This window comes from Streptomyces tremellae (assembly GCF_039540215.1).
GTDB classification, from domain to species: domain Bacteria; phylum Actinomycetota; class Actinomycetes; order Streptomycetales; family Streptomycetaceae; genus Streptomyces; species Streptomyces tremellae.
On the sequence record NZ_BAABEP010000011.1, the window covers coordinates 84,139 to 99,432 of the forward strand.

Here is a 15,294-nt window from a genome sequence, read left to right on the forward strand (position 1 = left end):
GGTTCAGTCCCCCGCCTTCCCTGCCGTCGTCCCGGTTCGCTCGAAGCGGACCGGGACGCGGTCGAACATGATGTGCCGCCCGTTCTCGAAGGAGAGCCGGGGCTCCTCGGTCAGCAAATACTCGGGATGCCGGGCGAGTTCGCCGAGGACGGCGCCGAACTCGGCGCGCGCCAGCCGCGCTCCCAGGCAGTGGTGCAGGCCGTTGCCGAAGCTCAGGTGCCGGTGGGCGTTGTCGCGGTCGGGGCGGAAGGCGTCCGGGTCGGGGAACATGTCGGGGTCGCGGTTGGCGGCGTCGAAGAGCAGGACCACCCGGGATCCCTTCGGGATGGTGACACCGTCGACCGTGACGTCGCGCGCGGTGACACGGGTGAACCGGTCGGTCGGGCACCATCTGCGCAGCGTCTCCTCCGCGACCTGGGCCGCGAGGCCGGGTTCCGCCTTGATCCGACGTTGCAGCGCCGGGTCGCCCGCCAGGTGCCACAGGACGCGGCTGACCGTGTTCATGGTGTTGTCGTGGCCGGCGACGCAGTACGAGACGATGACGGAGTACAGCAGTTCGTCGGAGACCGGCTCGCCGTCGATCCGCGCCCTCACGAGCCACGACAGGTAGGAGTCCCCCGGCTCCCGCCGTGCCCGCTCGATCTCCCCCGACAGCAGGTCGCGGTAGGCGGGCCAGAAGGCGGACGAGTCGCCGTCCTTCGCCATGCGGCGCCACATGGCGGCGGTCAGTTCGCGGATCTCCCGCTGTGCCCTCTCCGACAGGCCGATGGCGAGGGCGAGGGCGCCGATGGCGAACGGCCGGGACAGCTCCGCGACGAAGTCGCCGTGGCCCCGGCGGACGATCGGCGCCACCAGGTCCGCGGCCAGCCGGGCGACCGCCGGCTCCAGGCGGGCCACCGCGTCCCGGTCCACCGGTGGCGCCATCAGCCTGCGGATCTCCCCGTGCTCTGGCGGGTCGTAGTCGATGGGGGAGAACTTCGGCATGCCGGCGGCACGCGGAAAGTGCACGCCTGATCCGGAGCTGAAGGTCTCGTGGTCCCTGAGCGCCGCCCTCACGTGCTCGTACCGGGAGAGCACCCATATGCCGCCGTGCGCCGGCGAGTACGCCACCGGTGTCTTCTCCCGGAGTGCCGCGTTGATGTCCTCGGCCGTCTGAGGTGTGTACTCCGGGTCGTGGAAGTCGAAGGCTCCGGTGAGCCGTGTGATGACGTCCTGCGGTGGTGTTGTCGTCATGTTCCCTCCCCCTCGCCTGACACGCGGTCAGGAACGGTCGCGCGGAACGATCGGTGGCAGCGTCTCGGTGCCGGACGGCTCCCGGCGCGCGGACTCCAGGTGTCCGGCCAGCTCGCCCGGCGTCCCGGCGGTCAGCACGGTCGACAGGGCGAGCGGGAGGCCGAACGCCTCCTCGACGGCCGAGCGCAACCGCGCGGCGAGGAGCGAGTCCCCGCCGAGCTCGAAGAAGTTGTCGTCGGCTCCGACCCGCTCGACCGAGAGCAGCTCGGAGAACAACTCCGCGAGGCGGACCTCCGTGTCGCCCCGGGGCTCCCGGTAGGGCTGGACCGGCCGCCAGTCCCGCCAGTCCGCCGGCGGCAGGGAGAGCCGGTCGACCTTGTCCGAGGTGTTCATCGGCAGCCGGTCCATCCGCACATAGGCGGCCGGAACCATGAAGTCGGGCAGTCTCCGCGCCACGTGGGCACGCAGCTCGACGGCGAGGGACGCGTTCACGGACGCCGGCCCCCCGGTGACGTAGCAGGCCACGAGCTGCGACCGGTCGCCGTCCCGCACGGTGACGACGCACACCTGCGCGACCTTCGGATGGCTGCCGAGCACCCACTCGACCTCACCCAGTTCCACCCGGTGGCCGCGGATCTTGACGACGTCGTCGATGCGCCCGTGGTGTTCGAGCACCCCGTCCTGCCGGTACCGGCCGGCGTCCCCCGACCGGTACACACGACTGCCCGGTGCGCCGAAGGGGTTGGGGCGGAACCGGGAGGCGGTCAGGGCGGGGTCCCCGAGGTAGCCGAGGCAGAGCGATGGCGAGTCGATCCACAGCTCGCCCAGGGCTCCGGCGGGCACCTCGGCCAGGTCGTCCTCCAGCACATGGATCCGTACGCCCGGCAGCGGCCGTCCGACGGGCGGCGGCACCGCGCGGTCCGCGGCGGTGGCCGTGGCGGGGGTGCACCGCGCTTCCCACGGGTGCAGCGTGTTCGCCATCTGGAACGCCTCCAGCGAGCCGTAGGAGACGGCGACCTCGAAGGGCAGGTCCGCAGGCGCCCACCGGTTGAGCCTGGCGCCGCCGAGCGTCATCAGGCGCAGGGTGCAGTCCTCGGGCCAGGGCAGCGCCTGGAGCATCTCCCCGAGCGGCGTGATCACGAAGGCCTGGGTGATCCGGTTCGCGATCAGCCAGTCGCGAAGGGCCGGGGGCGAGGTGATCACGTCCTGTTCCGCGACGTGGATGCTGGCGCCCCGCCACAACAGCCCGCACACCTCGTGGATGGCTATGCCCGCGCCGGCCGGCCCGAGCCAGGCGCCCCGGTCCGCCGGCGTGGTGCGGTTGAGCGCGGAGCCCGGTGCGGCGCCCCCGGTGAGCCAGCGGTGCTGGGCGAGCACGATCTTGGGTCTGCCGGACGAGCCGGAGGTGTGGACCGCGTAGGCGAGGTCGTCGGGGAAGAGGGGGGTGTGGGGATCGGTGTCCTCGGGCCCGCCCGGAAGCGCCGTGTGCCGGGACTCCCCTTCCGCCGCGGTCCTCAGGCCGCCGTCGCCCACCACGACCACCGGCACCGAGTACGCCGACGCCTCCGGCTCGCCGCCGGCATCCGTGACGACGGCGGCGAGCTCGGCGGCGCGCGCCGCGCGCCGCGCCCGCTCCGCCGGCGCCTTGGGGTCCAGCGTCATGACGACCGCGCCCGCCTTGAGCGTCGCCAGCATGGCGGTCACCCATGCGACGGACCGCCCCAGGTGGATGCCGACCACCGCGCCCCGGTTCACCCCCCGGGCGGTCAGGGCCCGTGCCAGCCGGTTCGCCGCCCGGTTGAGCTCTCCGTACGTCATGCGTACCGGACCGCGCTCGATCGCCAGGGCGTCGGGCCTGGTCCGGGCATGGCTCTGGACGATTTCCGGCAACGTGGCGTCTTCGGGGATGCCCATGAAACGTGTCCCTCCGGGTCGAACGTCGTCCGTCGCCCGGCTCCGGCCGTTCCAGCGGACGGCCGGCACCGACCGGCGCGGGAAGGTGGATGACGTGCCCTACGCGGGCACGCGGAGTTCCTCCGGGACGTCGTCGGTGATCCGCTGCACCGAGCCGAGGAGGATCCAGACGACCGCGCACCAGGCCAGCACGGCCGCGAAGAAGAACGTGACCCGTACCGAGGCCAGCGCCGCGACCGCGCTGCCCAGGAGCGGGCCCACGGCGTTCGCTCCCCACACCAGCGGCAGGGAGACGCCCCCGACGCGGCCCATCGCCTGGGGCGGCGTCGCCTTCTGGATCATGGTCATGATGCCGACGTTGGCGACGGGTGTCGTGAAGGACGAGATGGCCTGGGACACGACGATGACGGTGAAGGCGAAGCCCTTGCCGGCCGCGGACGCGACCGGCAGCAGCACGAACGCCAGTCCCAGGAGGGCATGGGTGAGGACCAGGGTGCGTCCCATGCCCAGCCGCTCGTTGATCCGCCGGGACAGCACCGCCCCGACGACGGTGGTGACGGCGCCCACGCCCAGGGCGAGACCGATCCGGCCCGCGGAGAAGCCCAGGTCGTCGTAGGCGAAGACGATGATCATCGCGAGGGTCAGCGAGACGGCCATGTTGCCGAACGTGGCCATCAGGGTCAGGGAGCGCAGCAGGCGGTTGCCGAAGGTGAGGGCGATGCCGCCCTTGAGGTCCCGCACGGTCGCCGCGACGCCGCGCTGGGCGGGCCTGGGCCGGGGCTCCTGGTGGCGCACGAAGGCGAGGGCGAGGCTGGAGACCAGATACGAGACCGCGTCCGCGGTGACGGCCCGGGCCGCGCCGAGCCAGCTGACCAGGCCACCGCCGAAGGACCGGCCGAGGACCAGCGCCGTGGAGCGGCTGAGCTGGGTCTTGGCGTTGCCGTCGATCAGGTCCTCACGGGCGAGGAGCTGCGGCAGGTAGGCCTGGTAGGCGAGTTGGAAGACGACGTCGAAGACGCCCTTGAGCAGCGCCGCCGCGTACAGGTGCGCCACGGTGAGGTGGCCCAGGGCGGCGGCAAGCGGCAGGGAGCCCAGGATGACGAACCGGGCCACGTTCGCCACCTGCATCAGCGGCTTGCGGCGCAGCCGGTCGGTGAACACGCCCATCAGCGGTCCCAGCAGTACGTACGGGACCCACTGGAGCGCCACCAGGGCACCGACGCCCAGCGCGCCCTCGCCGAAGACGAGCACGGCGAGCGAGGGCAGAGCGATGACGCTGACCTCGCTGCCGAGCAGGCTGATCGACTCGCCGGACCACAGCAGTGCGAAGTTGCGTTCACGGAAGAGCACCGACCTGGGCTTCTTCACCGGGGCGCTCGGATCGTCGGCGACGGACTGTTCGGCGGCCCCGCGCGGACCCATATGCATCACTCCGAAACACGACAACATGTCGTAGAGTCAACAACTGTCGGCACCGGAGACGATAGCAGTCTCCACACTGCTTCCGCGACGCTTTCGCCACCTGCCGAAAGCGCCCTGGGTGACGGGGAAGTAGGGCCCATGAACGCTCCGCCCCGGCGGCGCGTCCGCTCTCCGGAGGGCCTCGGCAGGTCACCACTCCACTGCCGTGGACCCAAACACGATATCGTGTCCCCGTGCATTCTTCGCGAGACTACATCCCGCTGGCACCCATCCAAGAGCACTTCTGGACCGCGGGAGAGCACGGTCCCACGGACGGGTTCCTGACCGAATGCGTGGCCCTGCGCCTCCGGGGCCGCCTCGACCGGCCGGCGCTCGCCCATGCCGTTCGCGCGGTACTGGCGCGGCACGAGATTCTGCGCACCACCTTCGTCGACCACCACGGCGAGCCCGTGATGCGCGTCCGTCCCGCGCCCAGCGCCCCGCCCCTCTCCTGGGCCGGGGGCACAGCCGCGGCGAAGGACGGAGGTTCCGTCGCGGAGCCGCTCGCCCAGACGATCGACCTGGTGCGCGACTTCGCGGAGGAGGGCACCGATCCGGGCTCAGGTCCGCCGATCCGCTTCCTCGTGGTCAGCCTCGGCGCCGACGACCACGTCTTCGCGCTGGCCGTCCACCACCTGGTCGCCGACGCCACCGCCGTGCGGACCGTCCTGTCCGAGATCAGCGACGACTATCTGGCCTTTCTGCGCGACGCTCCCTCCCCCGTGCCCCAGCCCACCCTGCAGTACGGCGACTTCGCGATCTGGGAGCGCGACACACTGCTGCCCGCGGCCCTGCGGACGGACGCGCCGTTCTGGCGGGAGAACCTGCGGGACGCGCCGGCCGCGCTCGACCTGCGGCTCGACAGGCCGAGGCCGCCGGTGAAGGGGACCAAGGGCCGCCGTCGCGCGTTCAGCTTCCCGGCCGCCGTCGCCTCCGCACTCGCCGGTTTCGCCCGGGAACAGCGCACCACGCCCTACGCGGTCTGCCTCGCCGCCTTCGCCGCACTGGTCACCCGTTCGACGGGAGACGACGACCTCGTCCTCGGGGTGCTCGCCGCCAACCGGCCCGTTCCCCAGGCCGAGCGCCTGGTGGGCCAGTTCTCGAACACCGTGCCGCTGCGGATCCGGGTGGCGGGCGACCCCGCCTTCGCCGAGCTCACGGCCCGTTGCACACGAGCCGTCGCCGAAGCCGTCGACCACGCCCGTCTGCCGTTGAGCAGGATCGTCGAGGTGGCCGGGGCGAAACGCGATCCCCGCCGCACCACGGTCGTCCAGCACCTCTTCCTGCCCCTCGTGGACCCGGTGGGCGACATGGCCTTCTGTGGCCTGGCGACGTCGACGCTGGAGGTCCCGCGCGAGCGCGGCCGGTTCGACACCGTCTTCGAGGTCGGCACGTCGCGCGACGGGCTGCGGGTCTGGGTCGAGTACGACACGCGGCTCTACACCGAACACGGGATCGACGCCCTGGTCGAGGACTACGCGCGGGTGCTCACGGCCTGGCTCGGTACACCCGGTCTGCCCGTATCGGCCCTTCCGCTCACCGGGCCGCCGGCCGGGGAGGGGCCCTCCGCGCACCTCGCGGAGGCCCTGGGCCTGTCCGACGCCGACACGCTTCTGATCCATCCGGAGGCCGCGCACGCCGACGCCGTCCGCGGGGCCGCCCTGCGGGCCGGGGCACACGTGGTGCCCGCGGGCCCCGGGGACGCGCCGGACCTGCCTGCCACCGCGGCTCTGGTACCGGCCGAGTTGTTCGGCGCGTATGTCGGGCGGTCCACCGCGCGGACCCTCGTCACCGATGCCTGCGTCGCCGCCGAGGATCTGGCGCGCTGGACGGCCGGCGGGACACGGCGGGTCCTCCGGCTCCTCCAGCCGTACGGCGGCCTGCTTTTGGTCGCCGACTGCACCGGTGTGCCCGGGGCCTGGCCGGTCCTGAGGGGCGGTGCTCCCGTGGACCTCCAGGTCGGCGGGGTCCCGGGGAGCGGAACCGCGCTGTCGCCGTACGCGCCCGGCACGCTGTACGCGGACTCCGCCGCGACACCGCTGACCGCCCGCTGGAACCCCCTGGGCCGTCTGGAGATCCTCGACGGGGTGTCCTTCGTGCGGCCGTCCACCCGTCCGGGCACGACCGGACGCGCCGAGGACGGCGCGACCACCGCCGGCGACCCCCTGGTCTCACTGATGTGCGAGCTGTGGGCCCAGGTGCTGGAGCGTCCGCTCGTGCACGCCGACGACGACTTCATCGAACTCGGCGGCTATTCGATGGTCGCGATGCGTCTGATCGCGGAGTTGGACGAGACCCTGGGCGTCAGGGTGCGCGTCCGCACGCTGTTCGAGAACCCGACCCCCGCCCTCCTCGCCGCCGAGCTGCGCCGCCTCCACCCCCGTCTGGACGCGCTCCTCGCCCTGGTCGCCTCCGCTTCCGCTTCCGGGGACGGCACCGACGAAGCGGCCCCCGTACCCGCGGCGGCCCCGCCGCCCGGCGAGGACACCCCGATCCCGCTGCTGGCCGCGCAACGGCAGCTGTGGCTCGCCGAACAGGCGAACCCGGGGGCGCTCACCCACACGATCCCCCTCCTCCTGCGCATCGACGGGCCTCTGGACGCGTCGGCGCTGCGCGCCGCGGTCGCCTGCGTCGTCGCCCGCCAGGCCGGGCTGCGCGGCACGTTCGTCGAGGTGGACGGCGAGCCGGTGCAGCGCGTCGCCGGCCACCGGGACTTCGACGTCCCCCTGGTGGACCTCGGCGGGCTCCCCTGGCCGGAACGCGACCGCCGGGCACGGGCCCTGGAGCAGGAGACCGCCTACGGCGGCTTCGACATCACCCGGGGCCCGCTGCTGCGCGCCCGGCTGGTGCGCCTTGCGGAGGACCGGCACGTCCTGCATCTGCTCTTCCACCACCTGGTCACCGACGAGGTGTCGATGACGGTGTTCATGCGGGAGATGTCCGAGTTCTACCGGGCGCGTACCGAGTCCCGGCCCGCTTCCCTGGCCCCCTTGACGCTCGGCTTCGCCGACCTGGTCAGGGCCGAGCAGGACATGCTCGCCGGAGCCGAGGGCGAGCGACTGCGCCGCTTCTGGAGGCGGAAGCTGGCGAACGCGCCGCGCCCGGCCCTGCCCACCGACCGGGCGCGTCCCGACCGGGCCACCTTCACCGGCGAGTTCCTTGAGCGACGTGCCCCGCGCGAAGTCGCCGGAATGCTCGGCGGCCTCGCTCGCGAGCGCCGTACCACGCCGTTCGCCGTGTTCTGCTCCGCCGTCGTCGCCCTGCTGCACCACCTCACCGGACAGGACGACCTGGTGGTGGGCGTCCCGGCGGAGAACCGGGGGCGCCGGGGGGCGGAGCTGCTGATCGGCTGCTTCCTGAACGTACTGCCCGTACGGGTCGACTGCTCGGGTGACCCGTCCTTCGCCGAGCTCCTGGACCGGGTCAGGACCGAGCTGTTGCTGGCCTACGAGCACCAGGCCCTGCCGTTCGCCGAGATCGTGGACGCGGTCCGCCCGGAGCGCCTGCCCGGCACACACCCCGTCTACCAGGTCACCTGCGAACTCCAGCTCGCCGACTGGATGCCGGCCGACCTGCCCGGCTGCCGCACGTCCTACGAGCTGATCTCCCATGGCACCGCCCGCTACGACATGTCGTTCCACTCACTCGTGCGCGAGGACGGCGTCTCGGTGATGCTGGAGATCAACACCGATCTGTGGGACCGCGAGACGGGCCTGGCCAGGATCGACCAGGTGCTGGCGCTGCTGGTCCGGGCCGCGAAGTGCCCCGACGCCCCGCTCTCCGCCCTGATCCGGTGACGCCGCGGCGCCGCGGCGGGGTGCCGCGGCGCCGCACGAGAGCGATCAGGCGAAGCGCACCGTGAGGTCGTTCGTCCCGCTGACCCGTGCGAGGTGCTCCGCCTCCGACTCCAGCGCCTTGCCGGAGGGCTTCTCGGCGTCGGGGAACAGCGACACGACGACCTCGTCGCCCGTCAGCTCCCACACACCGGTGATCCGCCCGCCGTCCACGAGTACCGGTGAGATCCACCCGGCGGCCCGGCTCACCTTGCCGCGGTGCTCGGCCGGCAGCATCTCGGTGGCCTTGGTTCCCGGTCCGAGGACGTACTGGTCGAACGCGCCGAGCAGCCGTACGGAGGTGCTGGGGACGCAGTCGGCGAGTTCGTCGGCGTGTTCCGACAGGATGAAGGCGCTGTGCCCCTCCACCCGGACCTCGGTCAGGTCGTCGCCCATCTCCGCGAACCACGCGCGCAGGACCGTCTTCCGCAGGCTGTTGCGGGACAGCCAGGCGTCGAAGACCTCGGGCGTCGCCGGGCCGTAGGCACCCAGATACGACGCGATCACCGTCGACGCGGCCTCATCGGGATCGGGCAGGCCCTTCCAGTCGGGCAGCAGGCTCGCGGGGCGGGTGAAGGTGACCTTGGTGCCCTGGCTCGGCCCGTAGCACAACGCGCCCTGCCAGGCGAGCGGCTTGAGCAACGCGCCCCATCCCGAGCGGAGTTGCTCCTCCATACCGCTGAACCGGGCGTCGGACACCAGTGCCGTCACGAGCTCGTCCCGCGTGAGCACCGCACCGTCAAGGATCGTGGAGACGGCCTCGGCCAGAGCTGCCACCTCCTTCGGCGTCGCGCCGAAGGAGCGCTGCCACACCGGCTTGGTCCAGGTGCGCGCCGAAGCGATGAGTGACAGATAGGAGGCGACTTCCGACGAACGCAGCGCGTGGAGTGTGCCGCGCATGGCCCAGGTCTTCACCAGTACACGGTCTTCAAGTCCTCTGCGGAGCGCGTCACCGCGGGGCTCGGCCTGCCTGGTCCCCAGTGCCGTCTCGGCGGCTGAGGCAACCTGTGCCTGGACCCCGCACAGCCTCCCGACGACCTCCGCCGCTCCCGTCCCGCCCCGCGTTTCGAGGAACTGCCGCTTCAACCGCCATGCACGTACCTGATCCCACGTGACTTCCACGGTGTTCCCTTCCGCCGCGCGCCTTCAAGACCGGAACAGGATCGGACCTGGAGCATGCATACGATACAGCCTTTTTCAGCGCGAGAACGAGGGGAGAGACCTGGCGCCCGCTGTTGTCTCACTGTACTCTCGGCGGAGGCAGCACAATCCTGCGTCCGGCGGTGCGCACACCAGGCACCCCGCGCACGCCCCAGAAGTCGGCCTCTGCCGGGACGGAGCGACTGGGGGCGGGACAGTTGTCCGGATGTACACGCTGTGTCGGGGGACAGTGCACGGGGGGAAGGCATGGAGAAGCGGTCATGTGCAGACAGGGGTGACTCTCCTGTGCCGCAGCCACCCGGTCGCCCCTGTGCCGGCCAGGCGTGCGGTAGGACATCCGCCGGTGAGCATGCGGCCGACCTGGAGCCACACACTCTGTACAGCCGTGCGCCCGCAGGGCGGGCAGCCGGGGTGAAGACGGCCGGACACCACACCGGCTCCCGCTCCTCCCTCCGAAGACTGCCGCCCTGCCACGCTGGCCGCGACAGTGGTGCGGCCGTGCACCTACCGGGAGGAAAGCGGCTTCCGGTCTTCCAGATGCCCCATGCGACGGAGCCTGTCCACCCACGCCTGCGCGGTGTACCTGGGCACGTCGTAGTGGCGGGCCACCTTGCCCACGCTTCCCGTCCGGAGGAAGACCTCTCGCACCTCGGCTTCGTCCGGCATCTTGCGATAGGGGCGCTCGGTGCGCGTCTCGGCCCGTGGGGGCGATGGCGCCCTTCCCCCATCACCCGAATCCGTCTGCGGATGTGGGGGCACGGGTGCGGTGGCACCGCTGATCGCCCGAGCCAGCATCTCGAAGTCGATGTCCCGGGCCGCACGCGAGGGAACCCCGCCCCCATGGGCAGCGCGGACGGTCAGTTCGACTATCCGCGGTGCCCCGTCGGGATCACTCTGCATGATCGCCGTGATCGTCGCCGGCGTCTCGGTGGCGTCATCCCCGGACGCCTCGACGGTAATGGTCCATTTCATGTACGACTCGCAATCGTGAGCGCTTCGATCGCCGCTCGCCGGTAAGGCGAGTCCCCCCTGCGATGGAGCATCAGGTCAGGTCGGAGCCCTCATGTGAAGGCTCTTTGAAGCGTTCATTGTCCTCATGCAGCATCGTAGTCTGTCATGGAGTGGGCACGGCGAGCCAGATGGCAAAGCGGATAAAAGGTCGACGCAGTGTGCGGCGCGGCCGGATTGCCCGCTTCTGTGGTGTGGTGCGCTCTCGTCGATGAGTCAAGATCAGAAGAGATGACCGGAAACCCGCCCTCTCGCACGGCGATCTCCTCATCCTGCAACCATGCGCCTGTCGACGGGTCGGACGGGCCCCACGCCCGATGCGACATGTCAGCACGCGCTGCCGGTGACCCCCGCAACGTCCGCGGGCGGCCCTGTCAGTCCCACTGGCCTTTCCCATGGAGCGGGGGACCCACCGGGTGGGCGGACCGCCTGCCGGGCCCGCCCGCTCCTCCCGGCGCGGCGGGCCGCTCCGCCGCCGCGCGCCCCGCGCCAGGGCGGGAAGCGGGCGGAGTGGACGACGTTCACGGCGACGAGCCCCAGCCGGGCGACCGCGAGGCCGGGCAGTCCCGCGTTCACCGCCGCGATCGCGGACAGGGGGACGGTCACAGGACCAGCGAGGCGATCCCGAAGCCGTAGCGCTCATCGAAGCCGTTGTGCGCCCGGGGTTGGGAGGCGCCGCGTGCCACGACGAGCTGCCGCTCGGCCAGTTCACGGCGCACGCGCCTGTCCATCGTGGCGCCGAGGCGCTCCCCGGCCTTCTCCAGGAACGAGTCCACAAGCGCGGAGTCGCACTCCTCGCCGAGCTCTCGGCGGGCCTGAAGGGTGGCGTCGAGTCCCTTCTTGAGCTCCGGGTCGCGGGGGTCCATGCCCCAGGACGGTAGGCGGCGCGGCCCCGCGGCACACGGGCGCCATCCCCCGTCCTTCGCCTCGTGCGGGTCCCCCGGTGAACCCCGTGCGGGGCGCGCCCGGGGGCTCGCACGCACGGCGGGCGGTTCAGCTATACACCGCATGTATACACGACGCTTATAGTCCTCGACCAGGTGGCTGACACGGGTGCGGCACGCCGGTCGGAAAAACCGGTCCCGCTCGACCCTTCCTCCGGCCATCCGTCATGCCCATGTCCGTAGATCGTCGCGCGGCGTGCGGCCACGGCCCCGGCCCCGCCCCTTCGCGCGGCGGAGGTCACGCACCCACGGAAGTGACGCCATGCCCCGACGCACCCCATACCCGCGCGCCCCGCCGCGCTCCGGCTGCTCGCCGGTGCCCTGACCGCGGGCTGCCTCGTACCCGCGCTCGGCGCCTGCGGCGCCTCGTACCCGGTGACCAGCCCGAAAACGGCCAGGGACGCCGCCGGCAACGCACCGGCGGCGCCCAGCGCCTCGGGGCGCGGGGCCGGCGCCGCGGTCGCCGCGGGCGAGCCGGGCGCCGTGGACTGCCGGAAGGCCAAGTGCGTCGCGCTCAGCTTCGACGCCGGCCCGAGCCGCTACACGCCCGCAGTCCTGAAAGCGCTGGCGAAGTACCCCGCGCACGCCACCTTCATGACGCTCGGCAAGAACCACGTCCTCAAGCACCCGGACCTGGTGCGCCAGGAGGAGGGCCGGGGCCCGGAAAGGCGCGGGGACCGCCGCACCCCCGTGCAACAGGGGGCGGGACGACGGCAGGTCCCCGCGCGGGGACACGGCTCGGGTCAGGGCCGACCCGCGTGCCCGGGGCGCCGATGGGAGGTCCGGGAGCCGCTCCTTCGTTCCCAGGCGCGAGTCCTACAGTGCCGGTGCCGTGTTAAGCGCGTGCTGCACGGACGTGTCGGCCTCGTACCACTTGCGCGAATCCGCGCCCCGGGGCGCCACGGGGGCGCACAGCCGCACCCCGCACGCCCCGCGCCCCGCAACCCCCGCATCCGGTACGCCCCCGCGACCAGCGCGCCCGCGCGGGCCCGTCGTCTCAGCGTCCGCCGGACGACAGGAAGGCCAGCAGGTCCTGCCTGCTGACGACGCCGGTCGGCTTGCCCTCCACCAGGACGATCGCCGCGTCGGCGCCCTCGCGGCCGCTGCCGCCGAGCACCGCCATCAGGTCGGCCACCGGCTCGCCCGAGCCGACCTGCGGCAGCGGCGCCGACATGTGCTTCTCCAGCGGGTCGGCCAGGGTGGCGCGCTCGGCGAACAGCGCGTCGAGGAGCTCGCGCTCCACGACCGAGCCGACGACCTCGGCCGCCATCACGTCGGGGTGCCCGGCGCCCGGCTTCACGATCGGCATCTGCGAGACGCCGTACTCCCGCAGCACCTCGATGGCCTGGCCGACCGTCTCGTCCGGGTGCATGTGGACGAGCGTGGGGATGGCGCCCTCCTTGTGGCGCAGCACGTCGCCGACGGTGGCGGCGCCGCCGGTGTGCTCAAGGAAGCCGTAGTCGTTCATCCACTCGTCGTTGAAGATCTTGCTGAGGTAGCCGCGTCCGCTGTCGGGCAGCAGCACGACCACCACGTCGTCGGGGCCGAGCCCCTGCGCGACCTTCAGCGCCGCGGCGACCGCCATGCCGCAGGAGCCTCCGACGAGCAGCCCCTCCTCCTTGGCGAGGCGGCGCGTCATCTGGAAGGAGTCCTTGTCGGAGACGGCGACGATCTCGTCCGTCACCGTGCGGTCGTACGCGGTCGGCCAGAAGTCCTCGCCGACGCCCTCGACCAGGTAGGGGCGGCCCGAGCCGCCGGAGTAGACGGAGCCCTCGGGGTCAGCGCCGACGATCCGCACGGGGCCCGAGGCCCGGTCGGCGCTGACCTCCTTGAGGTAGCGGCCGGTGCCCGAGACCGTGCCGCCGGTGCCGATGCCCGCCACGAAGTGGGTGATGCGGCCGTCGGTCTGCTCCCACAGCTCGGGCCCGGTGGTCTCGTAGTGGGAGAGCGGGTTGTTCGGGTTGCTGTACTGGTCGGGCTTCCAGGCGTCGGGGATCTCCCGCACCAGCCGGTCGGACACGTTGTAGTACGAGTCGGGGTGGTCGGGGTCGACCGCGGTCGGGCAGACCACCACCTCGGCGCCGTAGGCCCGCAGGACGTTGATCTTGTCGGTGGAGACCTTGTCGGGGCAGACGAAGACGCACTTGTAGCCCTTCTGCTGGGCCACGATGGCGAGGCCGACGCCGGTGTTGCCGCTCGTCGGCTCCACGATCGTGCCGCCGGGGCGCAGTTCGCCGCTGCGCTCGGCCGCCTCGATCATGCGCAGGGCGATGCGGTCCTTGACGGAGCCGCCGGGGTTGAAGTACTCGACCTTGGCCAGGACCGTCGCCTGGATGCCCGAGGTCACGCTGCGCAGCTTCACCAGCGGGGTATTGCCGACGAGACTGATCATCGAATCGTGGAATTGCACCGTATGTCTCCGGTTGTGTCCAGGGCCGCCATCGGGATCTCCGTGTTGGTCCCGACAGCCTAGGCACGGCCTGCTCACGGGCCCAGCCACGGCAGCGTAGGCGGGCAACGGGGCCGGGTCAGGCATACGGGCCGCGATCAGTCCGTTGATGTCGTTGGTGCCGGAGTCTCCGGCGGGCAGATATGCCTTGTACATGGGTGCGTGTGGGAGGAAGGGGCTCGGACGGTGTCGAGAGCGAGGGTGGCGCGGCGGATCGCGACGGGTGCGGCTTTCGGTGGCGGAGGCATCGGCCTGATCGGCGCGGCAGGGGTGGGCGTGCTGCTTGCGGAGGTCCAGCTCGCGAAGCGGCGGGTGGGCATTCCGGACGCGCCCGTCCCCGCCAACGGGAACGGCTGGTACGGGCTCGCCTACGGGGAGGCGGACGCGCTGCGTCTCGGCGTGATCGGCGACTCGCTCGCGGCCGGGCAGGGGGTGCGGCGGGTCGGCCAGACGCCGGGGGCGCTGCTCGCGTCGGGGCTCGCCGCGGTGGCGGAGCGGCCCGTGGATCTGGTGAACGTGGCGCTGCCTGGCGCCCGCTCCAACGACCTGGACCGCCAGGTCACGCTGATGCTGTCCGATCCGTCGCGGCTGCCCGACGTGTGCGTGATCATGATCGGGGCGAACGACGTGACGCACCGGATGGCGCCGACCCATTCGGTGCGGTACTTGAAGGACGCGGTGCGCAGGCTGCGCACGGCCGGCGCCGAGGTGGTCGTCGCGACCTGCCCCGATCTCGGCACGGTCGAGCCGGTGTACCAGCCGCTGCGCTGGCTCGCGCGCCGCACGAGCCGCCAGCTCGCCGCGGCGCAGACCATCGTCACGGTCGAGCAGGGCGGCCGCACGGTGTCGCTCGGCGACCTGCTGGGGCCCGAGTTCGAGGCGCACCCGAGCGAGATGTTCGGGCCCGACCACTACCACCCGTCGGTCGACGGGTACGCGACGGCGTCGATGGCGGTGCTGCCGACGGTGTGCGCGGCGCTCGGCCTGTGGCCCGAGACGGACCGGCTCGACGTGCTGCGCGACGAGGGCATGCTGCCCGTCGCGAAGGCCGCGTCCGAGGCCGCGGCGCGCGGCGGCACCGAGGTCACCGGGGCGCGGGCGCCGTGGGCGCTGCTCAAGCACCGCCGCAGGCGCCATGTCGTCACCCAGCAGGAACCCGCGCCGCGCGAGGCCCACCAGGACACCTGACCGCGGACACCCCTCACGCGTTACGGGCCGGGCCCGCCGCCGTACCGTCCCGCCGCTCCGGTCGCGTCTGCCGCCCCACCACCCCGCCGCACAGACGGCCGGG

9 protein-coding genes and 1 pseudogene are annotated in these 15,294 nt (G+C 72.4%); 3 read left to right on the plus strand and 7 right to left on the minus strand.

The window, feature by feature from the left end; genetic code table 11:
- Nucleotides 1–3: 3 nt before the first annotated feature.
- The 3 genes from ABEA77_RS11175 to ABEA77_RS11185 form a co-directional block, all read right to left on the minus strand.
- Nucleotides 4–1,233 (minus strand): cytochrome P450, encoded by a 1,230-nt coding sequence (locus tag ABEA77_RS11175; protein WP_345644772.1) that lies wholly within the window; start codon nt 1,231–1,233, stop codon nt 4–6.
- Between the two features lie 27 nt (nt 1,234–1,260).
- Entirely contained in the window at nt 1,261–3,147 is a 1,887-nt protein-coding gene (locus tag ABEA77_RS11180; protein WP_345644775.1) for a non-ribosomal peptide synthetase, read from the minus strand.
- Nucleotides 3,148–3,246: 99 nt separating this feature from the next.
- The gene (locus ABEA77_RS11185) at nt 3,247–4,569 is read right to left on the minus strand and encodes an MFS transporter (RefSeq protein ID WP_345644777.1); all 1,323 of its coding nucleotides are present in this window, start codon (nt 4,567–4,569) and stop codon (nt 3,247–3,249) included.
- A 233-nt stretch (nt 4,570–4,802) separates the two neighbouring features.
- On the opposite strand from ABEA77_RS11185, the gene ABEA77_RS11190 reads away from it, so the two are divergent.
- Nucleotides 4,803–8,405 (plus strand): condensation domain-containing protein, encoded by a 3,603-nt coding sequence (locus ABEA77_RS11190; RefSeq protein ID WP_345644780.1) that lies wholly within the window; start codon nt 4,803–4,805, stop codon nt 8,403–8,405.
- Between the two features lie 45 nt (nt 8,406–8,450).
- On the opposite strand, the gene ABEA77_RS11195 is transcribed toward ABEA77_RS11190, so the two are convergent.
- From ABEA77_RS11195 to ABEA77_RS11205, 3 genes and pseudogenes are all read right to left on the minus strand, one after another.
- The gene (locus tag ABEA77_RS11195) at nt 8,451–9,563 is read right to left on the minus strand and encodes a winged helix DNA-binding domain-containing protein (protein WP_345644783.1); all 1,113 of its coding nucleotides are present in this window, start codon (nt 9,561–9,563) and stop codon (nt 8,451–8,453) included.
- 543 nt (nt 9,564–10,106) lie between these two features.
- A complete protein-coding gene (locus ABEA77_RS11200) occupies nt 10,107–10,574 on the minus strand; it encodes a hypothetical protein (RefSeq protein WP_345644786.1) in 468 nt (155 codons plus the stop codon).
- Between the two features lie 492 nt (nt 10,575–11,066).
- Nucleotides 11,067–11,476 (minus strand): annotated as a pseudogene (locus tag ABEA77_RS11205) (hypothetical protein); the annotation flags it as partial.
- A gap of 561 nt (nt 11,477–12,037) precedes the next feature.
- Here ABEA77_RS11205 and ABEA77_RS11210 point away from each other — a divergent pair.
- Nucleotides 12,038–12,598, plus strand: coding sequence for a polysaccharide deacetylase family protein (locus ABEA77_RS11210; RefSeq protein ID WP_345644883.1), 561 nt, complete (start codon nt 12,038–12,040; stop codon nt 12,596–12,598).
- On the opposite strand, the gene ABEA77_RS11215 is transcribed toward ABEA77_RS11210, so the two are convergent.
- Nucleotides 12,552–13,964 carry a cystathionine beta-synthase gene (locus ABEA77_RS11215; RefSeq protein WP_345644789.1) on the minus strand — a complete coding sequence of 471 codons (1,413 nt, stop codon included), beginning with the start codon at nt 13,962–13,964 and terminating at the stop codon, nt 12,552–12,554. The two genes, ABEA77_RS11210 and ABEA77_RS11215, sit on opposite strands and share 47 nt — an antisense overlap.
- 240 nt (nt 13,965–14,204) lie before the next feature.
- On the opposite strand from ABEA77_RS11215, the gene ABEA77_RS11220 reads away from it, so the two are divergent.
- Nucleotides 14,205–15,191, plus strand: a complete 987-nt coding sequence (locus tag ABEA77_RS11220) for an SGNH/GDSL hydrolase family protein (protein WP_345644885.1) — start codon at nt 14,205–14,207, stop codon at nt 15,189–15,191.
- Nucleotides 15,192–15,294 lie beyond the last annotated feature (103 nt).